We start from the raw sequence: 21,103 nt of genomic DNA, 5'->3' as shown, positions 1-21,103 counted from the left end.
AAAGACTTAAAGGGATATTTTTTATGCGTACCAATTATTGTGGCTTGATTAACGAGCAATATTTAGAGCAAACCGTTACCGTAAAAGGTTGGGTACACCGCCGCCGCGACCATGGCGGGGTGATTTTTATCGATCTGCGCGACCGTGAAGGCATTGTGCAGGTGGTGATTGACCCCGATACCCCTGAAGCTTTCGCCACTGCCGATTCGGCGCGCAACGAATTCGTATTGAGCATCAGCGGCCGCGTGCGCAACCGCCCTGAAGGCACCACCAACGATAAAATGATTTCCGGCAAAATCGAAATCCTGGCTAAAGAAATTGAGATTTTGAATGCTGCTGCTACGCCGCCGTTTCAAATTGATGATGAAAACATCAGTGAAAACGTGCGCCTGCAAAACCGTGTGATTGATTTGCGCCGTCCGGCGATGCAAAACAACCTGAAACTGCGCTATAAAGTAGCCATGGGTGTGCGCCGTTATCTTGACGAGCAGGGCTTTATCGACATCGAAACCCCGATGCTGACCCGATCTACGCCTGAAGGCGCGCGAGATTACCTTGTGCCCAGCCGCGTGCATCCGGGCGAATTTTTTGCTTTGCCGCAGTCGCCGCAGCTGTTCAAGCAATTGCTGATGGTGGCCGGTTTCGACCGTTATTATCAAATCACCAAATGCTTCCGCGATGAAGATTTGCGTGCCGACCGCCAGCCTGAATTTACCCAAATCGACTTGGAAACTTCGTTTTTGGATGAAGATGACATCATGAACATCACCGAAGGCATGGCCAAACAGGTGTTCAAAGATGCGCTGGGCGTGGATTTGGGCGATTTTCCGCGCATGCCGTTTGCCGAAGCCATGTTCTATTACGGCTCCGACAAGCCTGATTTGCGTGTGGATTTGAAATTCACCGAGCTCACCGAGCTGATGAAAACCGAAGAATTCAAAGTGTTCCGCGGTGCCGCTGATATGAAAGGCGGCCGTGTGGTGGCCTTGCGCGTGCCGAACGGTGCAAAACTGAGCCGCAAAGACATCGACGAATACACCAAATTTGTCGCCATTTACGGTGCTAAAGGCTTGGCCTATATTAAAGTGAACGATGTCAGCAATTTGAGCAACGGTGAAGACAGCGGCCTGCAATCGCCGATTGTGAAATTTCTGTCTGAAAACGCGTTGAAAGCAATCATTGCCCAAACCGGCGCACAAAATGGCGATATTATCTTTTTCGGCGCCGACAAAGCCAAAGTGGTTAACGAAGCCATCGGCGCTTTGCGCATCAAAATCGGACACGAGCACGGCGCGGCCAACGGTTACTTTACCGACGAATGGCGCCCGCTGTGGGTGGTGGATTTTCCGATGTTTGAATACGACGAAGAAAACGACCGCTACGCTGCCATGCACCATCCCTTTACGTCGCCGAAACCCGGCCATGAAGATCTGATGGACAGCGACCCTGAAAATTGTCTTGCCCGCGCTTATGATATGGTATTGAACGGTTGGGAAATCGGCGGCGGTTCTATCCGTATCCACCGTGCTGATGTGCAGGCCAAAGTGTTTGCTGCATTGAAAATCAGCCCGGAAGAGCAGCAAAACAAATTCGGCTTCCTGCTCGACAACCTCAAATTCGGCGCTCCCCCGCACGGCGGTTTGGCTTTCGGCCTCGACCGTTTGGTGACGCTGATGGCCGGTGCGGAATCGATCCGTGATGTGATTGCGTTCCCGAAAACCCAGCGTGCGCAAGATTTGCTGGTCGATGCGCCCAATCATGTGGACGACAAACAATTGCGCGAACTGGGCTTGCGTTTGCGCCAGAAAGCCGCGGAAAATAAAGAAGCATCATGATATTTGCCTGAATTAAAAATGGCCGTCTGAAACTCAAGCAGTTTCAGACGGCCATTTTTAATTCGATTGGATAACTTTGAGATGTGCCATAAGCGGGGTAATGCATACGGCGTATCTTTTGAGGCCGGCATGATAGCCGTTCAACTGAATCATTTTACAAAGCGGCAGCTTGGAAGCGGTGCCGGCGCGGGTTGATTGAGCGCGCCATGTTTGGGCAAAAGCAGCCCTCTTTGAGCGTAAAGAAGATGATGATATATGAAGGGGCAGGATGCCCTAGGGTGTCCGGACAATTTGTTTATGAGGGGATTTTTGTTTCTGAAAATGCAGATGCCAGGCAAAAAAACGCAGCAAGATTGGACATCTCGCGAGGCTTTTTAACGCAGCAGATGCGTTTTCAGGGGCAAAATATACCCGTAAATCGAATTGTCCGGACACCCTAGATGTGAAATAAATTGTAAACAGCCAATAAGGTGTGGTAAATGTCTGGAGGCCGTGAAGAGGCAGCATCAACAAAATTCAGGGCTTGTGATAAAGTAGCGCATGTTGCGCAGGCCGATTGGCGGTTTGCTGTTTGATGTGTTTGCCGACACATCTGATTGATTGATAAAACCCGAATATTTAAGGGGTGTTTTATGTTTGTTTGGAAAACCCGCGTCCGCCCGATGGTTTTGGCTTTGCTGCTGTTTTACACGGGCAATGTTTATGCGGCAACGGCTGATGCAGAAACCGCAACATTGCCCGAGGGCTGGAAAACCATCAGCAAGCCCGGCCGCTACAGTGATGAAGAGCGTGCATCAGAATATGCGCGCCGCAGTGTGATTGTCGAGCGTGCCAATGATGTGTTTACGTTGTTGGGCGGCGAGATGGCTTTGCAAAAAGGCGAAGCGGGTACGGCCTTGGCAACTTATATGGTGATGCTGGATCGCACCAAAGACCCTGAAGTGGCCGAACGCGCTATGGATATGGCAGTGTCGCTGCATGCTTACGGGCAGGCGGAGGCCATTTACCAGAAATGGCGCGAAATCGAGCCGGAGCCGGGCGAGGCGCAAAAACGTATGGCGTGGACGCGTGCGTTGGTATCCGGTGATACCGATTACACTGCCCGAAATTTGAATGCAGTGCTGGAGCATGCAAACGATGCCCAAGTGGGGCGTATGTTCTTGCTGTTATCGCAAATGGGCGTGCAGCAGCCGGATCTGGCGAAAGAGGTCGGGCGCGGGGTGCATAAAGCGGCGGCAAAATATCAGGAAATGCCGGAAGCAGCCATTGCTGATGTGATTTTTAGCGCCCAACGGGGCAAAGAAAAAGATGCGGTCAAGGCGCTGCAGAGGTTGGCGCGTTTGGATGCGGAAATTTTACCGCCCACCGAATTGACTTTGCGTTTGGTGGCACAGCGCCGCCCGGAGATGCTGAACCGTTTTTTTAATGAAACCAACACGCAAAATCTTTCTCCTGTTTGGCAGGAGCTTGAAATCAGCAGTCTGGTTGCTTCAGGGCAGATTGACCGCGCCTACAGCCGCCTGCAAGCTTTATTGGGGCAAAATCCCAATGCCGATTTATATATCCAGGCGGCGTTGCTGTCGGTGGCGCGTCAAGATGATTTGCAGGTGGTCAACGGTTATTTGGATAAAGCCTACACATATGGCACGCAAGAGCAGCAAAGCCGTGCCGCCGTTATTGGGGCTATGCGCAATGCAGATGCCAAGGCATTTGCACCGGCGCGAGCATGGACGGATAAAATCACCGCGGCAGATTATGTGTTTGATAAAGCCGTATTGCGTGCCTCAATAGATGCCGAACAGGGTAATTGGCGTGATGCGCTGGCTCAGGCCCGCCGCGCGCAACGGCTGCCGGAGCAGCAAGGACGCTTTTTCGGTGCTCAGGATTTGCAGCGGGTTTACCTGTTTGTGCTGGCCAAACACGACAACCCCAAGCAAGCTTTGGCCGAACTGGATGCGCTGGCTGCCGCTGCGGCCAAACAGCCGGACGGGCAAGCGCAATTGGCCGATATTCTCTACCAGCGGGCGATGGTGTATGCCGACAAACTGCAACAGCCGCAAAAAGCGATTGCCGATTTGCGCCGCTATCTGGAAATCAATCCCAATAACGCGGGCGGTATGAATGCCTTGGGCTATACTATGCTGCTGCTGCCGGCATTCGATATGGATGAAGCATTCGGATTGATTCAGGCGGCCTATCAGTTGGAACCTGAATCACCGGCGATTAACGACAGCATCGGTTGGGCATATTATCTCAAAGGCGATGCCGCCGCCGCTTTACCTTATCTGCAATATGCATTTGAAAAATATCCCGATGCCGAAGTGGCCGCACATTTGGGTGAGGTGTTGTGGCATTTGGGCGAGCAACGGCAGGCTGAGGCAGTATTTGCACAAGGTTTGCAAAGTGAAGGCAACGTCAATCTGCTCAAGCGCACCATGCAGCGTTTGGGTGCGAAGCCGGCGCCCGCGCGGAGCGTACAAAAATAAACAGGCCGTCTGAAAGCTTGTTTGAAATGTGAAGATAGTCATGATAATGCATTCAGACGGCCTTTAACTATATCAGGCCGTCTGAAAAACAAAGGAACCATCGTTGAAAGTCAAACCGATTTTTTCAAAATTATTGTTGGGCAGTGCCGTTGTTTTATTGGCTGCTTGTGCGCAAACGCGTTTGGCCGGCAGTGAAAGCTGGCAGCCGCAGGCCGATATGGCTGATTTTGCTGCCCAAGGGCGCTTGGCGGTTAAAATGAACGAAAAAGGCTCGTATGCTAATTTTGATTGGACTTATCAAAATAACGTACAAACCATTAATGTCAATACACCGCTGGGCAATACTTTGGGGCAGCTTTGTCAAGACCGTCGGGGGGTGCTGGCGGTAGACAGTAAAGGGCAGGTTTATCAGGCAGGCAGTGCCGAAGCCTTGAGCGAGCAGCTGTTGGGCTTTGCTTTGCCGGTGCAATATCTGAATGTGTGGGCAAACGGGCAGTGGGTGCGCAATGCGCCGCACCAAGTGCTGCCCGACGGCCGGTTGCAGCAGTTTGAGTGGACAATATCGCGCACGCTGAAGGCTGATGGTTCGCCGCGGATATTGCTGCTGGAAAGCCCGAAATTAAGTTTGAGGCTGGTATTCGACCAAATGGCGGCAACGGCTGTCGATACCGCTGCGCCCGAACAATGCGCAGCGCGCGGGTAAGCCGTTATGAATCCTGTTCCTACGCATGCGCAAGCCTTTGCTGCGCCAGCCAAACTTAATCTGGATTTGCGAATTACCGGGCGACGCAGTGACGGATACCATAATCTGGAAAGCATATTCTGCTTGATTAGTTTGTATGACACCGTTTATCTGGCGGTACGTGATGACGATAAAATTATACTGCACACGCCCACACAAGGCGTATTGCCCGAACAGGATTTAAGTTTTCGAGCAGCGACGGCTTTGCAGTCATACACCGGCGGTGCCAAGGGGGCAGATATTTGGCTGGAAAAACGAATTCCGATGGGCGGAGGGCTGGGCGGCGGCAGCTCCGATGCCGCAACAGTGCTGCTGGCACTGAATCATTTATGGCAATGCGGGCTGAGCCGGGAAACCCTGATGACCATCGGCTTGAAACTCGGTGCGGATGTGCCGTTTTTTATTTTCGGCAAAAATGCTTTTGCCCAAGGTGTGGGCGAGCAATTGCGCGAAATCGCCATACCGAAGCAATGGTATGTGGTGGTGAGGCCCCCGGTTCATGTCGCCACCAGCGTAATTTTTTCGCACGAGGGCTTGACGCGTGATTCCAAATCCAGCATAATGCCGACTTTCCAAACAGTACAGCCGTTTAGAAATGATATGCAGGCAGTGGTTTTGGAAGCGTATCCCGAAGTTTTGCAGGTCTATGAAAAGTTGAAGCAGTATGGCAGCCCGTTGATGACCGGTTCCGGCGCCTGTTTGTTTATCAGCTTTCAGATGCAAAAGGATGCGCAAGCGGTATACAGTCGGATTTCAAATGAATATAAAGCATATTGCGTAGAAGGCTTGGCCCGACACCCGTTGCTTGATATTTAAGGTTTGAAGTGTTGGGGAGTCGTCAAGCGGTTAAGACACTGGATTTTGATTCCAGCATGCGAAGGTTCGAATCCTTCCTCCCCAGCCAACCCTTTTTGGGGAGTCGTCAAGCGGTTAAGACACTGGATTTTGATTCCAGCATGCGAAGGTTCGAATCCTTCCTCCCCAGCCAAAATAAAAGCGTGTAAGTTCACTTGCACGCTTTTATTACGTTTTCACGACACTTTTTCCGATAAAAGCATTCAGGGCTTTTGATGATGGGGCAGAGTGCGTATAATGGCGGTTCCGATGCAAGTCTAGAGCTGAAGGAAGCGTGATGTTTTCTGAGCAAAACCAACCTACCAATCCAGGTGAAGAAGATATGGCAGCATATGATAGTTTGATGGTGTTTACCGGTAATGCCAACCCCGAGCTGGCGCAAAAAGTTGTGAAACATTTGGATATCAGGTTGGGCGATGCTTCCGTCAGCCAATTTTCAGACGGCGAAGTGGCCATTGAGCTGCTCGAAAATGTGCGCGGGCGTGATGTGTTTATTTTACAGCCAACTTGTGCGCCGACCAATGATAACCTGATGGAAATCCTGACCATGGCCGATGCGCTCAAACGCGCTTCAGCCGGTCGTATTACCGCTGCGATTCCTTATTTTGGTTATGCCCGCCAAGACCGTCGCCCGCGTTCGGTGCGCGTGCCGATTTCGGCCAAGCTCGTAGCCAATATGCTGTATTCAGCCGGTATTGACCGCGTGCTGACTGTGGATTTGCATGCCGACCAGATTCAGGGCTTTTTCGATATTCCGGTGGATAATATTTATGCCACCCCGATTTTGATTAACGATATCCAGCAGCAGCGTATCGAAAACCTGACGGTAGTCAGCCCTGATATCGGCGGCGTAGTGCGTGCACGGGCAGTGGCGAAAGTGTTGAATGTAGATTTGGCGATTATCGATAAACGCCGCCCCAAAGCCAATGTGGCCGAAGTCATGAATATTATCGGCGATGTACAAGATCGAACCTGCCTGATTGTCGACGATATGATTGATACTGCCAATACCTTGTGCAAGGCCGCCTCTGCTTTAAAAGCACGCGGGGCTTCCCGTGTGTTGGCTTATGCTACCCATCCTGTATTTTCAGGTGAAGCGGTTTCGCGCATTGCGTCATCTGATATTGACCAAGTGGTGGTGACCGACACCATTCCGTTGTCGGAGGCTGCCCGTAGTTGCGAACGCATCCGCCAGGTAACCATTGCCGGCTTGCTGGCTGAAACGGTGCGCCGTATCAGCAATGAAGAATCTGTCTCATATCTTTTCAATGAAGATGTGCTGACAAGCGGCAGTGTGTTTCTGCCGTAAAACCCAGTCGTCTTAAGCTGGTCGCGGCTGATGACGACACTTTTTATCTAATTGGAGTATTTTATTATGTCATACGAAATTCAAGCCACCGTTCGCGAAGCTCAGGGCACTGGTGCGAGCCGCCGCCTGCGTCGCGAAGGCCAAACCCCCGCCGTGCTTTATGGTGAGGATCAAAAACCGGTTGCTATCGCTGTAGACCACAAAACCGTGTACTACGCATTGGAAAAAGAAACTTTCCACACTGCCTTGATCAAACTCTCGCTCGACGGTAAAACCCAAGACGTGATTGTGCGCGATTTCCAAATGCACCCGTTCCGTCAAGAAGTTCAACATATTGATTTTCAAGTGGTAGATGCCGATAAGCCGTTGAAAATCCGCGTGCCTCTGCACATTGTGAATGCTGAATCTTCTCAGGCGGTAAAATTGCAAGGCGGCCGTGTGTCTATGTTGGCCACTACGGTTGAAGTACTTGCTCTGCCGAAGAATATTCCTGCCGTATTGGAATTGGATTGCGGCTCGGTTGTTGCCGGTGATATCTTGCACTTGTCTGATATTAAATTTCCCGAAGGCGTGGAAAGCGTTTCTCTGAAACGCAATACCAACTTGGCCGTTGCAACAGTAACCGGTAAAAAACGCTAATCGTCAGTAATTAAAATCTATATTGCGTGCAATATTCAGATGTAATAGAAATCCCACTGTAACCAGTGGGATTTCTATTTTGGTGCGAATGCTGATTCAATAAGCAGGCAAAGAGCCTGGTCAATTGATTTTTTTAACGGCTATATATTCATTAAAACGGCAAAGCGCTTGAAAATATAGTAATTAAAGTGATAGTGTGTTAATTAATACACTTTAAGCCGGTATTGCTACCTTTTGTCATGGATTTGCTGAAAAAAGGTAAAGAAAGTGTTATGCTAAATTAATTTTATAGCCTGTTTGCCGATTGATACAACAACGGCATGGCTTATACAAGATTTCCGGCAAAGCCACACTTAATAAATAATACTTAAATACTCACTTGTGAAAAATATGCGAAAGCCCTCATTCAATCCATGCGGTTTATTCAGAAGGTTATCAACCGTTTCAATCGTGTTTTTTCTGGGCACCCAACCGCTTTTGGCGCAAGAGCTTAAAGATATTTTAAAAAGCGCTCTGGTATCAGATCCATCGCTGCTTGAAGCCAGGGCCAATGAAAATTCAGCCAAAAGCACCACCAAAGCCACGCGGGCAGGGCATTACCCAGTGCTTACGCTTACCGGCACTCAAGTTGTTGCGCAAAAGCATAAATATGAAAGCAACGATATGGATGACGGCCTGGGGGTACGCGGCACGCTGAATCTCTACTCTTGGGGCGGTATCAGCGCCTCCGTGCGCCGCGACAAGCAAAAAGAAATCTACTATAAATACAAATATTTTGAAACTCAAGAGCAATTAGGCAGCGAAATCGGCAAGCTGTATATGACGGCGCTGCGGGCAAAGGAATCCTTGCAAGTTAATCTGCAAAGCTTGAACCGCCACAATCATTTGCTGAAAGATTTGGATGTGATTGTGAAATATGACGGCGGCCGCCGATCTGAGCTGATTGAAGCGCGGGCACGCCACTTGCAGGTTCAAACCACCATTTCCCAGCTGCGCCGAACCATGGAGCTGGCATTGAGCCGTTTGTCGAAATACACTTCCGTGCCGGTTAGTGCTGATGATTTGCAAGATCCTTTCCTCAGCGATTCTGCCGAATCGCTGGTGCGCCGGTTTAAAAGCAGCGACAACGGTTTGAACCCTTCTTATCTGGCTCAGCAGGCCGAGCGCGAAAGCGTCAATGCGGAGTTGGATGTTTCGAAAGCAGCGCGGATGCCGTCGGTTAATCTGGAAGGCAATGCCAGTAAAGACACCCGCGAGCTGTATGTCAATATGTCGTGGAATGTTTTGGATATCGCCGCCCGTCATAATGTGGATAAAAATGCGCAGGCACTGATTGCGGCTGATTCCAAGTCCGAGCAGATTCTACGCGAAGTAGCTGAAAAATCCCGTACTGCGCAAATCGATATGGCACAGAGCGAGCAGCGGGCCGATATTACGGCGCAGCATATTGTGGCGCAAAAAGAAGTGGTAAAAGCTTACGAGCTTCAGTTTAAAATTGCCCGCCGGACGCTGACCGATGTTTTGGGTGCCTATAACGAATTGGCCGGTATTGAGCAAGAACATGTTACCGCACGCAATGATTTTAGAGATGCGGCGTTGGATTATTTGACGGCGCAGTCTCAGATGGCCAACTGGGCGGGCGTCAGCCAGTAAATAAAACAACACATTACTTTATGATTGAACCATTATTATGAAATCTATTATCGAACACATTGCGTTGGCTACCCGGCTGCTGGGCGCGCCGGTTTCAGAGGCAGCACTTTCAGCGGAAGTGGTGCGGGATAAGAAACTCAACGTCAATTTTCACTCGCTTACCGAAGTATTGCGCAGCCACGGTTTTGAAAACACGCTGTCAAAACGCAGCCTGGAAGACATTCCCTCATTGGCCGTGCCGGTAGTGGTGATTCTGCACAATGAAGAGGCGGCCGTCATCACCAAAATAGAAGGTGCCGGCCGGGCGCGCAAATATCATATTCGCCAGGCCGACGGTTTGGCGCAAGAGTTGGATTATCAACAGTTATCGATATTGTATTTAGGCTATTGTTGGTTTATCAAACCCAAAATGGTCTCTGATGTGCGCTCTGATTTACCGGAATATGCTTTGCCCAAATCATGGTTTTGGAAAGTGATTTGGCGTTTCCGAAGCTATTATTACCAAGTGGTGCTGGCCACAGTCATCATCAATTTTCTGGCCTTGGTCAGCTCGCTGTATGTGATGAACGTTTATGACCGCGTAATTCCCAATCAGGCTTATGAAACACTTTGGGTATTGAGCATCGGCGTTGTGTTGGCGATTGCCTTCGAATTTGTCGCCAAACTCATTCGCGGGCATTTAACCGATATTGCCGGTAAAAAAGCCGACCTGATTATCAGCTCGGCGCTGTTCCGCCGAGTGATGGCGCTGCGTTTGGCCGACCGCCCGGCATCTGCCGGCTCATACGCCAATAACCTGCGCGAATTTGAATCGGTGCGCGAATTTATGACCAGCGCCAGCTTGCTCACTTTGGTGGATTTGCCGTTTTTGTTGCTCTTCATCACCGTGATCGGTATTGTCGGTGGTAAGCTGGCGTTGGTGCCGCTCACGATTATCCCCATTGTGTTGATTGTCGGCTTTTTGGTACAGCGACCGCTTTCCCGCCATATTAATGAATCGATGAAAGAATCATCTCAACGCTCGGGCTTGGCGGTGGAAGCCATTGAAGGCATCGAAACCCTGAAAACCAATAATGCCACCACCTGGGCGCAGCAACGCTGGGATGAATATACCGCCAAAACTTCAGCATCATCCATCAAAGTGCGGGATACCAGCAATTTTATGATTAACTTTGCAGTGGGTATGCAGCAGCTGAACACAGTAGGCCTGGTGTTGCTCGGCACTTATCTGATTCATGCCGAAAACCCGGCCGACCGCATTACCATGGGCGCTTTGATTGCAGCAGTGATTCTTTCCGGCCGCGCTTTGTCGCCGCTGGCTCAAGTAGCCGGCCTGGCCACCCGTTTTCAACAGGCAAAACTGGCCTTGGAAGGGGTAAACAATATTGTCGAGCGGCCGGTGGAGCGCAACCCCGAGCGCAAGTACATCACGTTGGATCATGTTCAGGGCGGTATCAACTTTGAAAATGTGTCGTTCAAATATCAGCAAGACAGTAATGCCGCCGTCAGCAGCTTGAAGCTGAGCATCCGCCCCGGAGAAAAAGTAGGCGTATTGGGGCGCATAGGCAGCGGCAAAAGTACCATGTTGAAATTGGCCGGTGGCCTTTATGATGCGGCAGAAGGCAATATTACGCTGGACGGTGTCGATATGCGCCAGCTTGATCCCAACTTTCTGCGCAACCAAGTGATGTTGCTCAGCCAATCGCCGCGCCTGTTTTTAGGCACTTTGCGGGAGAATATGGATTTGGCGCGCATCGACGGCTATTCGAGCGATCAAGATTTGCTGGTGGCGCTCAAGCGTTTCGGCTTGGATAAAATCATCCGCAACCATCCGCGCGGCCTCGATATGCCGCTGGGTGAAGACGGCTTGGGCTTGTCGGGCGGTCAAAAGCAAATTATCGCACTGGCACGCATGACTTTGCGTAACCCGCGGGTAGTGCTGCTTGACGAACCGACCACCGGGCTTGATCAGGCCACCGAACAAATGTCTTTACAGGCGCTGGCTCAATGGGGCAGAGATAAAACCATGGTATTGGTTACCCACCGCCCGCAAGTGCTGCAAATCGTCAACCGCATTATCGTGATGGATAACGGCAAAGTGGTGATGGACGGACCGCGAGACTTGGTATTGCAAAAATTGCTGCAAAATGAAAATAAAAGCCACAGCAGCGATGCCCCGCCGCCGGCCAATGCCGCCGCGGTTAATTAAAATCAGTCAACCCGATAAAAGCCGCTTTCAGACGGCCTCTAACCAAACCTTAACAAGGTATAAACCATTATGAGCAGTGAAAACAACGTCAAACCGAAAGACATGGCACTCATCAACGACCTGAATGCCGCATTGCAAAAAGAGAAACACAGCGGCCAATTTTGGGTGATTATCCTGTTTTTTGTCTTTTTAGTGGTTTTTGTGATATGGGCATACAACAGCCCGATTGAAGAAGTTACCCGCGGGCAGGGCAACGTTATTCCCAGCAGCCGCGAGCAAGTTGTGCAAAGCCTCGATCCCGGCATCATCACTGAAATGAAAGTGAGGGAAGGCGATATCGTTGAAAAAGACCAGATTCTGCTGAAGCTTGACGACACCCGAAGCTCCGCCGTATTGCGCGAAAGCGAAGCCAAAGTACACAACCTTGAAGCCATGGTGGCTCGCCTCAAAGCAGAGGCATACGGCAGCGAGCTGGCTTTCCCGAAAGGCATCAGCAACGAGTTGAAACAGCGCGAACATGCCGCCTTTGTTGCCCGTCGGCGCGCCGTTACCGAAGCCATCCACGGCCTCAGCATCAGCAAAGCCGCGTTGGATAAAGAAATCAGCATCACCGCCCCAATGGTGGCGCACGGCGTGGTTTCCGAAGTGGAGCTATTGCGTATGCAGCGCCAATCCAGCGACTTGGCCCTGCAAATGGCCGAGCGCCGCAACCGCTATATGGCCGATGCCAATAATGAGCTGGTGCAGGCCGAATCGGAGCTGGCTCAAGCCAAAGAAAACATGGCCATGCGCGCCGACCCGGTCGACCGCTCACTGATTCGCGCCCCCATGCGCGGTATTGTGAAAAATATCGAAATCAATACCGTAGGCGGCGTGGTCAACGTAGGGCAGGATATCCTCACCATCGTCCCCTTAGACGATAAATTGCTGGTGGAAGCCTATATCCGCCCGCAAGATGTTGCCTTTATGAGCCCAGGCCTGCCCGCAGTTGTGAAAATCAGCGCCTATGATTATGCCATTTACGGCGGACTCGACGGCAAAGTTACCCTGATCAGCCCCGATACCATGAGCAATAACAGCCAGCCGCGCACCAATGATTTGAAGCTCGACCCCAATCAGGTGTATTACCGCATTTTGGTGCAAACCGACAGCAACAGCCTGAAAGATAAAAACGGCCAAAACATGCCGATTATCCCCGGCATGGTGGCTACCGTTGATGTGAAAACCGGCGAGAAAACTGTATTCCAATACCTGATCAAACCGATTACCCGCATGAAACAAGCCTTGCGCGAACGTTAAACCGCACAAGCACAGAGAAACGGCATGTAAAAAACCCCGCAGCGAAGCTGCGGGGTTTTTTACATGCCGTCTGAAACATGCCGTCTGAAACATGCCGTCTGAAACATGCCGTCTGAAACATGCCGTCTGAAACATGCCGTCTGAAACATGCCGTCTGAAACATGCCGTCTGAAACATGCCGTCTGAAACATGCCGTCTGAAACATGCCGTCTGAAACATGCCGTCTGAAACATGCCGTCTGAAACATGCCGTCTGAAACATGCCGTCTGAAACATGCCGTCTGAAACATGCCGTCTGAAACATGCCGTCTGAAACATGCCGTCTGAAACATGCCGTCTGAAACATGCCGTCTGAAACATGCCGTCTGAAACATGCCGTCTGAAACATGCCGTCTGAAACATGCCGTCTGAAACATGCCGTCTGAAACATGCCGTCTGAAACATGCCGTCTGAAACATGCCGTCTGAAACATGCCGTCTGAAACATGCCGTCTGAAACATGCCGTCTGAAACATGCCGTCTGAAACATGCCGTCTGAAACATGCCGTCTGAAACATGCCGTCTGAAACATGCCGTCTGAAACATGCCGTCTGAGAATTATTTGAATAGTGTTATCAAAATGCCACAAATAATTGAAAAATCAATCATAAATTATTTTTATCGAAAATATTTAAAAATAGATTTTGTAAAAGTTAAATGGAAAAATTCAATAAAATAAAAATTTATATTGAGCGATAAGGGTATTTTAATAACTGCATTAGATTTCATAGATTTAGCGGGTTGTGTATTTTTATTGTAAAAGTTCCTAGAAAAAAATGATTAAATACATTTATTTATAGAGTATTTGCACTTATTGATTTTTATTGTTAAGGCATATTTTTAATATTCATATTGATTAAAGATAGTATTGGAAATAATTTCATATAAACCAAATTATATATAGTTACTATAAGGTGCGTTCTGTTAATGCTTGCCCATATGTGATGTATCAGGGGCAAACAAGTTTTTCAGGCGCCGATATTTGGTTTTGATGAAATCAACATTATGGGAGTTGGATAAACATGGCAGCAAAAATGAAAACTTTTGGGGTAATCGCTGTTTCACTGATCTTAAGTGCTTGCGCAGGCGCGCATCCCAAAGAAAAGTGGCACAACTTTAATGATCAGCCGATAGATAGCTGGGTTGGCGATAATGATGCAGGTTTGGTTTTTTACCGCGATCAATCCGGTGATTCTCATACCGCCGTTAACATTGTTATCAATGGCGAATATCAAACCTCCTTACAGCAAAACGGCTACTCCCAAGCAGTGGTTTGCGCCCAACCCCAACGTTTGGGCGCATTCGTTACAGGGCAGGGCAACAGTTCTGCCAATGAAGCCGCCCGTGGCAATTTCTACAATCTGCCGCGCGGCCAATTATCTTATTTTCGTGTCAGTGTAAACCAGGCCGGCCAAGCGCAGCTGATGGCTGTAGATAAAGCAACCGCCCAGGCGGAGCTGAAAAACAGCAAACATCAAGCCAACACCTTGTCGCGTGTCGACAAACAAAATACCTGTGCGCCCCGCAGCGCACCCCGTCAATACACATTAGGCGCATCAGCTTTGTTTCCATTCGACCGCTCGCAAGCCGCCGATATTATTCCCGACGGCCGCAAACAGATTGCCAATATCGCTGCGGATATCCGCGAATATCCTGTGGGCATTAAAAAAATTGAAGTGATCGGCCATACCGATCCCCAAGGCACTGAAGCCTACAATCAGCAGCTTTCCAAACAACGGGCAGATGCGGTCAAACAACTGCTGATGCAAAACGGTGTGTCTGCTTCATTGATTTATGCAGAAGGTAAGGGCGCCGCCGAACCGGTGGTCAGCCACTGTGCCAATCAAGCTACTGCTGCTCAAGTGCAAACATGTAATCAGCCCAACCGCCGGGTTGTGGTGAAACTTTATACCAACCAACAGCAATAAAATTAAACCAACACATTATTTCTGGAGATATTTATTATGTCGGATCACAAAATTACCTTAAAAATCAACAATGCCAAAGAAACATTGGATACCCTGCAATTTAATACCGCCGGCACCGGTGCTGTGCGCGTACAAGCGCAGGCCGATGTCAACTACGAATTAATTGACGAAGCCACAGGTTTCGGCCCGGAGAATATTACAGTTAAGCGCGTCGGCAAAGATTTGCAGATTACATTTGAAGGCTCAAACATAGATGAACCCGATTTAATTATCGAAAATTATTATGCCGAAGACGGTGTGTCCAACCTCGTAGTGGGGCAACACGAAAACGGTCATTTTTATCCCTATGTGCCTGAGAGCGGCCAAACAAATGAAGCAATCAGCTTATTGGCGGAAGAGGTTTTTGCCGGACAGGCATTGGGCGGAGAAGCAGTAGTTAATCCATTATGGGTATTTAACCCGATGTGGCTGTTGGCATTGCTGCCGATTGCCGCCATTGCTGCCGTTGCAGGCTCTTCAGGCAGCGATATGACAACTCCTCCCCCCCCCCCCCCCCGTCTCAGCCGGTGCGTACCACTCTAACTATCAGCGATGACGACAACGACGGCAAACCGACCGCCGCAGGCACTGCCGAACCCGGTTCGACCGTCACCGTTACCTGGCCGGACGGCAGCACCAGCACCACCGCTGCCGATGCAGAAGGCAAATACAGTGTCGAAGCCGACACCGTCCAACCCGAAGGCGAAGTGAGTGCGGTAGCGACCGACGTTAACGGCAATGAGGGTGATAAAACCACCGAAACCTATAGCGACAGCACTGCTCCGGCCGCACCGAGCATCAGCCTCAGCGATAACGACAACGACGGCAAACCGACCGCCGCAGGCACGGCCGAACCCGGTTCGACCGTCACCGTTACCTGGCCGGACGGCAGCACCAGCACCGCCGTTGCCGATGCAGAAGGCAAATACAGTGTCGAAGCCGACACCGTCCAACCCGAAGGCGAAGTGAGCGCGGTTGCAACCGACGTCAACGGCAATGAGGGCGAGAAAGCCACCGAAACCTATAGCGACGAAAGCGGCCCGGCCGCCCCGACAGTAAGTCTCAGCGATGACGACAACGACGGCAAACCGACCGCCGTCGGCACGGCCGAACCCGGTTCGACCGTTACCGTTACCTGGCCGGACGGCAGCACCGGCACCGCCGTTGCCGATACAGAGGGCAAATACAGTGTCGAAGCCGATGCCGTTCAACCCGAAGGCGAAGTGAGCGCGGTTGCAACCGACGTCAACGGCAATGAGGGCGAGAAAGCCACCGAAACCTATAGTGAAAGCACCGCTCCGGCCGTAGCCATTACCGGCATTACCGAGGATACCGACGGCAGCATCAGCGTATCCGGCACCGCCGAACCCGGCAGCACCGTGGTATTGACCGACACAGACGGCAAAGAGATCGGCAGTGCAGTAGTCGGTTCAGACGGCAGCTGGAGTATCGACAGCGAAGGTACGGTACCGGCCGGCGACATCAAAGCCACCGCTACCGATGTGAACGGTCAGGAAGGCAGCGCCACCGAAACCTATGCCGACGAAACCGCTCCGGCCGTAGCCATTACCGGCATTACCGAGGATACCGACGGCAGCATCAGCGTATCCGGCACCGCCGAGCCGGGCAGTACCGTGGTATTGACCGACAAAGACGGTCAAACCATCGGCAGCGCAGTAGTCGGTTCAGACGGCAACTGGAGTATCGACAGCGAAGGTACGGTACCGGCCGGCGAACTGACCGCCACCGCTACCGATGTGAACGGTCAGGAAGGCAGCGCCACCAAAACTTATGCCGACGAAACCGCTCCGGCCGTAGCCATTGACGATGTGGCTGAAAAACCCGACGGCAGCATCAGCGTATCCGGCACCGCCGAGCCGGGCAGTACCGTGGTATTGACTGACAAAGACGGTCAAACCATCGGCAGTGCAGTAGTCGGTTCAGACGGCAACTGGAGCATCGACAGCGAAGGTACGGTACCGGCCGGCGACATCAAAGCCACCGCTACCGATGTGAACGGTCAGGAAGGCAGCGCCACCGAAACCTATGCCGACGAAACCGCTCCGGCCGTAGCCATTACCGGCATTACCGAGAAAGACGACGGCAGCATCAGCGTATCCGGCACCGCCGAAGCCGGCAGCACCGTGGTATTGACCGACAAAGACGGCACAGAAATCGGCAGCGCAGTAGTCGGTTCAGACGGCAACTGGAGCATCGACAGCGAAGGTACGGTAGCGGCCGGCGAACTGACCGCCACCGCCACCGATGCAAACGGTCAGGAAGGCAGCGCCACCGAAACCTATGCCGACGAAACCGCTCCGGCCGTAGCCATTACCGGCATTACCGAGGATACCGACGGCAGCATCAGCGTATCCGGCACCGCCGAGCCGGGCAGTACCGTGGTATTGACCGACACAGACGGTCAAACCATCGGCAGCGCAGTAGTCGGTTCAGACGGCAACTGGAGTATCGACAGCGAAGGTACGGTAGCGGCCGGCGACATCAAAGCCACCGCCACCGATGTGAACGGTCAGGAAGGTACTGCCACCGAAACCTATAACGACAGCACCGCTCCGGCCGTAGCCATTGACGATGTGGCTGAAAAACCCGACGGCAGCATCAGCGTATCCGGCACCGCCGAACCCGGCAGCACCGTGGTATTGACCGACAAAGACGGCACAGAGATCGGCAGCGCAGTAGTCGGTTCAGACGGCAACTGGAGCATTGACAGCGAAGGTACGGTAGCGGCCGGTGACATCAAAGCCACCGCCACCGATGTAAACGGTCAGGAAGGCAGCGCCACCGAAACCTATACCGACAGCACCGCTCCGGCCGTAGCCATTACCGGCATTACCGAGAAAGACGACGGCAGCATCAGCGTATCCGGTACCGCCGAACCCGGCAGCACCGTGGTATTGACCGACAAAGACGGCACAGAGATCGGCAGCGCAGTAGTCGGTTCAGACGGCAACTGGAGTATCGACAGCGAAGGTACGGTAGCGGCCGGCGAACTGACCGCCACCGCCACCGATGTGAACGGTCAGGAAGGCAGCGCCACCGAAACCTATGCCGACGAAACCGCTCCGGCCGTAGCCATTACCGGCATTACCGAGAAAGACGACGGCAGCATCAGCGTATCCGGTACCGCCGAACCCGGCAGCACCGTGGTATTGACCGACACAGACGGTCAAACCATCGGCAGTGTTGTGGTTGGTGAGGACGGCAACTGGAGTATCGGCAGCGAAGGTACGGTAGCGGCCGGCGACATCAAAGCCACCGCTACCGATGTAAACGGTCAGGAAGGCAGCGCCACCGAAACCTATGCCGACGAAACCGCTCCGGCCGTAGCCATTACCGGCATTACCGAGAAAGACGACGGCAGCATCAGCGTATCCGGCACCGCCGAACCCGGCAGCACCGTGGTATTGACCGACAAAGACGGCAAAGCCATCGGCAGTGCAGTAGTCGGTTCAGACGGCAACTGGAGCATCGACAGCGAAGGTACGGTACCGGCCGGCGACATCAAAGCCACCGCCACCGATGTGAACGGTCAGGAAGGCAGCGCCACCGAAACCTATGCCGACGAAACCGCTCCGGCCGTAGCCATTACCGGCATTACCGAGAAAGACGACGGCAGCATCAGCGTATCCGGTACCGCCGAACCCGGCAGCACCGTGGTATTGACCGACACAGACGGTCAAACCATCGGCAGCGTTGTGGTCGGTTCAGACGGCAACTGGAGTATCGACAGCGAAGGTACGGTAGCGGCCGGCGAACTGACCGCCACCGCTACCGATGTAAATGGTCAGGAAGGCAGCGCCACCGAAACCTATACCGACGAAACCGCTCCGGCCGTAGCCATTACCGGCATTACCGAGGATACCGACGGCAGCATCAGCGTATCCGGCACCGCCGAACCCGGCAGCACCGTGGTATTGACCGACACAGACGGTCAAACCATCGGCAGCGTTGTGGTTGGTGAGGACGGCAGCTGGAGTATTGACAGCGAAGGTACGGTACCGGCCGGCGACATCAAAGCCACCGCCACCGATGTGAACGGTCAAACGGCTGATGATTCAATACTCTATGTGGATACTGTGCCGCCCAAACCCGGCGAGCTTGTACTCACTGAGTATGAGGATAGCGGTGTTGATGGAGATGCCATCAGTACAGATAACACCTTTGTATTGGGTGTTACCGGAAACGAAACAGGCAGTCAGGTAACCTATCAAATCAAACAGGGCGATGTTTGGGTGGATTTGAGCAGCGGAGTGCGAGATGCTGTGCCTGACGGTGTGTATGAATATCGTGCCAAGGTTGCCGATGCTTCTGATAATGTTGCTTACACTGAGGTGAAAAAAGTGATTGTGGATACCACGACACCTGAGCCGATGGTATATATGGATGTGAGCAGCAATGATTATCTTGGTGATTTGTTTATCGAACCGGGCAGAATTTCTGATGATGCGCGTGAAACTGTAGCAGCCGGTACAACGATGCATGATGGTTCGAGCATGACCATTGATTATACATTAACAGGCAGTACCACGCAGTCAACCTTGGTCGTGACAAAAACCAATGGTAGTTGGGCAGTTACATCAGGTGTTTTGGCGACCGGAATGGCTCTGAATGCTACAACCGGCAAAATTGCGATTGAACGAGGCACTTTGGTTGAAGGTTCTGTTGTGAAAACCACTGAATACAATATCAATGGTAAAACGGCAGAAGAAATCAATCGTGCGCCGATTGTCAGAGACGGTATATTATCAGATACCTGGAATGAAACGACTTATTCAGTTGAATTGAACCGTCCGCCTTTAACTACTCCGGATAATGATTTTATCTTCTTAACGAAAAATATCCGTGGCGGCAGATTAGAAACAGGTGCCGGTGCAGACTTTGTGGCCATCGGCAGCCCTGCGAGCTATGATGGCGGCGTGCAATATAATGCCAGAGTCAATATGGGTGAGGGTGATGATACCTTGATTGTGTATGACCGCCTCCGCACTAATTCGATTGTGGATATGGGTGAAGGTAACAACCGCGTGGAATTAGGCAATATTCATAATAATGCCCAACTGAGGTTTGGTTCTGGGGATGATATCCTTTCGTTTATTGCCACCCGGAATGATAATACCCGTAATCAGTTCGACTATGATACAGACACTAATGTGAAGGTGAGTTTGGGTGACGGGAATAACCTGATGAAAACCACTGATGGCTATGGTGTGGAGTTTTTAGTCGGCACCATCAACTCCGGCTCCGGTGATGATGTGTTTGACTTACAAAACTCCAGCTTCCAGAAGCAATGGGTACATCTGAACAGCGGTGCAGGTGATGATACGGTGCATTTGGGCGGTATGACCGACGGCAGTATCAATATGGGCGCCGGCTCAGACCAATACATTATCAGTGCCGATACCACCTATAATCACAGCTTTGCCGGGCAGTGGGGCAGATTTAGCGGCGGTACGGTGAGTTTAGGTACCGATGATGATACCTTTACCATCGGTAATGGTGCCAATATGTCCGGTGGTACAGTCAATCTGGATGCCGGCAATGATATCGTTAAATTGGTTCAAGGAGGCAATTTGAGTGGCGGTACGGTTAATGGCGGTGCCGGCTATGATGCTTTTATCTTTGAGGGTGTCAATCAAACGCTGAATCTGAATCGTTTGAAAACTTTTGAGAAAGTTGATTTAACCGGCAATGGTAACAATCGCGTTACCATTGCAGCCAGCGATGTGCTTGCTAACTTTTCTGCGGTAACGGCTGATGGCGCTGCTGCGGCAGTTAATGCCTTGATTGTGAAAGGTGATGCAGGTGATACGGCTGATCTTTGGACCACCACTTCTTCAGGAACGGTTACTTATCAGGATACTGCTTATCATGTTTATACCACAACACCGAGTGGCACTTCCTATCAAGTTTGGGTTCAGGATACGGTGAATGTGATTTAGTATTTTAAATCATCATCAAGTAAAACCGGTATGCTTCTTTGCAAGCATACCGGTTATTTTTATGTAATGTGAATGGGTGTAAATCAGCAGATGCACGATAAAAAAGAAAAGG

The 21,103-nt window shown here is 51.4% G+C and carries 13 protein-coding genes and 2 tRNA genes; 14 read left to right on the top strand and 1 reads right to left on the bottom strand.

Annotated features, from left to right (window positions below; translation table 11 throughout):
- The first annotated feature begins 23 nt into the window (after positions 1 to 23).
- The 11 genes from aspS to LVJ83_RS10750 all read left to right on the top strand — a co-directional run bounded on the left by aspS (position 24) and on the right by LVJ83_RS10750 (position 13,027).
- A complete protein-coding gene (gene aspS / locus LVJ83_RS10800) occupies positions 24 to 1,835 on the top strand; it encodes an aspartate--tRNA ligase (RefSeq protein ID WP_244784564.1) in 1,812 nt (603 codons plus the stop codon).
- A 632-nt stretch (positions 1,836 to 2,467) separates the two neighbouring features.
- Entirely contained in the window at positions 2,468 to 4,321 is a 1,854-nt protein-coding gene (locus LVJ83_RS10795) for a tetratricopeptide repeat protein (protein WP_244784563.1), read from the top strand.
- A 103-nt stretch (positions 4,322 to 4,424) separates the two neighbouring features.
- Positions 4,425 to 5,024, top strand: a complete 600-nt coding sequence (locus LVJ83_RS10790) for an outer membrane lipoprotein LolB (RefSeq protein WP_425316002.1) — start codon at positions 4,425 to 4,427, stop codon at positions 5,022 to 5,024.
- A gap of 6 nt (positions 5,025 to 5,030) precedes the next feature.
- On the top strand, positions 5,031 to 5,879 hold the full coding sequence (ispE, locus tag LVJ83_RS10785) for a 4-(cytidine 5'-diphospho)-2-C-methyl-D-erythritol kinase (RefSeq protein WP_244784561.1): 849 nt from the start codon (positions 5,031 to 5,033) through the stop codon (positions 5,877 to 5,879).
- Positions 5,880 to 5,891: 12 nt separating this feature from the next.
- Positions 5,892 to 5,967: transfer RNA gene (locus tag LVJ83_RS10780), tRNA-Gln, on the top strand.
- 8 nt (positions 5,968 to 5,975) lie between these two features.
- Positions 5,976 to 6,051, top strand: a tRNA-Gln gene (locus LVJ83_RS10775).
- Positions 6,052 to 6,240: 189 nt separating this feature from the next.
- Complete coding sequence (locus LVJ83_RS10770) at positions 6,241 to 7,227, top strand: ribose-phosphate pyrophosphokinase (protein ID WP_244784559.1); 987 nt, start codon at positions 6,241 to 6,243, stop codon at positions 7,225 to 7,227.
- Positions 7,228 to 7,293: 66 nt separating this feature from the next.
- Positions 7,294 to 7,866 carry a 50S ribosomal protein L25/general stress protein Ctc gene (locus LVJ83_RS10765; protein ID WP_244784557.1) on the top strand — a complete coding sequence of 191 codons (573 nt, stop codon included), beginning with the start codon at positions 7,294 to 7,296 and terminating at the stop codon, positions 7,864 to 7,866.
- A 459-nt stretch (positions 7,867 to 8,325) separates the two neighbouring features.
- On the top strand, positions 8,326 to 9,519 hold the full coding sequence (locus LVJ83_RS10760) for a TolC family protein (RefSeq protein WP_425316032.1): 1,194 nt from the start codon (positions 8,326 to 8,328) through the stop codon (positions 9,517 to 9,519).
- A gap of 37 nt (positions 9,520 to 9,556) precedes the next feature.
- Complete coding sequence (locus tag LVJ83_RS10755) at positions 9,557 to 11,728, top strand: type I secretion system permease/ATPase (RefSeq protein ID WP_244784553.1); 2,172 nt, start codon at positions 9,557 to 9,559, stop codon at positions 11,726 to 11,728.
- A 69-nt stretch (positions 11,729 to 11,797) separates the two neighbouring features.
- A complete protein-coding gene (locus LVJ83_RS10750) occupies positions 11,798 to 13,027 on the top strand; it encodes an HlyD family type I secretion periplasmic adaptor subunit (protein ID WP_244784551.1) in 1,230 nt (409 codons plus the stop codon).
- A gap of 59 nt (positions 13,028 to 13,086) precedes the next feature.
- Here LVJ83_RS10750 and LVJ83_RS10745 read toward each other — a convergent pair whose 3' ends face one another.
- Entirely contained in the window at positions 13,087 to 13,653 is a 567-nt protein-coding gene (locus LVJ83_RS10745) for a hypothetical protein (protein ID WP_244784549.1), read from the bottom strand.
- Between the two features lie 445 nt (positions 13,654 to 14,098).
- On the opposite strand from LVJ83_RS10745, the gene LVJ83_RS10740 reads away from it, so the two are divergent.
- Genes LVJ83_RS10740 through LVJ83_RS10730 form a run of 3 tightly spaced genes read left to right on the top strand, consistent with a single transcriptional unit; the run spans position 14,099 to position 20,991 of the window.
- Positions 14,099 to 14,992 carry an OmpA family protein gene (locus LVJ83_RS10740; protein WP_244784547.1) on the top strand — a complete coding sequence of 298 codons (894 nt, stop codon included), beginning with the start codon at positions 14,099 to 14,101 and terminating at the stop codon, positions 14,990 to 14,992.
- A gap of 36 nt (positions 14,993 to 15,028) precedes the next feature.
- Positions 15,029 to 15,574: a hypothetical protein gene (locus tag LVJ83_RS10735; RefSeq protein WP_244784546.1), complete on the top strand. Its 546-nt coding sequence runs from the start codon at positions 15,029 to 15,031 to the stop codon at positions 15,572 to 15,574.
- Entirely contained in the window at positions 15,559 to 20,991 is a 5,433-nt protein-coding gene (locus LVJ83_RS10730; protein ID WP_244784544.1) for an Ig-like domain-containing protein, read from the top strand. The genes LVJ83_RS10735 and LVJ83_RS10730 overlap by 16 nt, the downstream gene beginning before the upstream one ends.
- Positions 20,992 to 21,103 lie beyond the last annotated feature (112 nt).

The organism is Uruburuella testudinis, assembly GCF_022870865.1.
GTDB classification, from domain to species: domain Bacteria; phylum Pseudomonadota; class Gammaproteobacteria; order Burkholderiales; family Neisseriaceae; genus Neisseria; species Neisseria testudinis.
The sequence above is the reverse complement of the archived record's forward strand: the minus strand, read 5'-3'. Positions and strand labels throughout refer to the sequence as shown.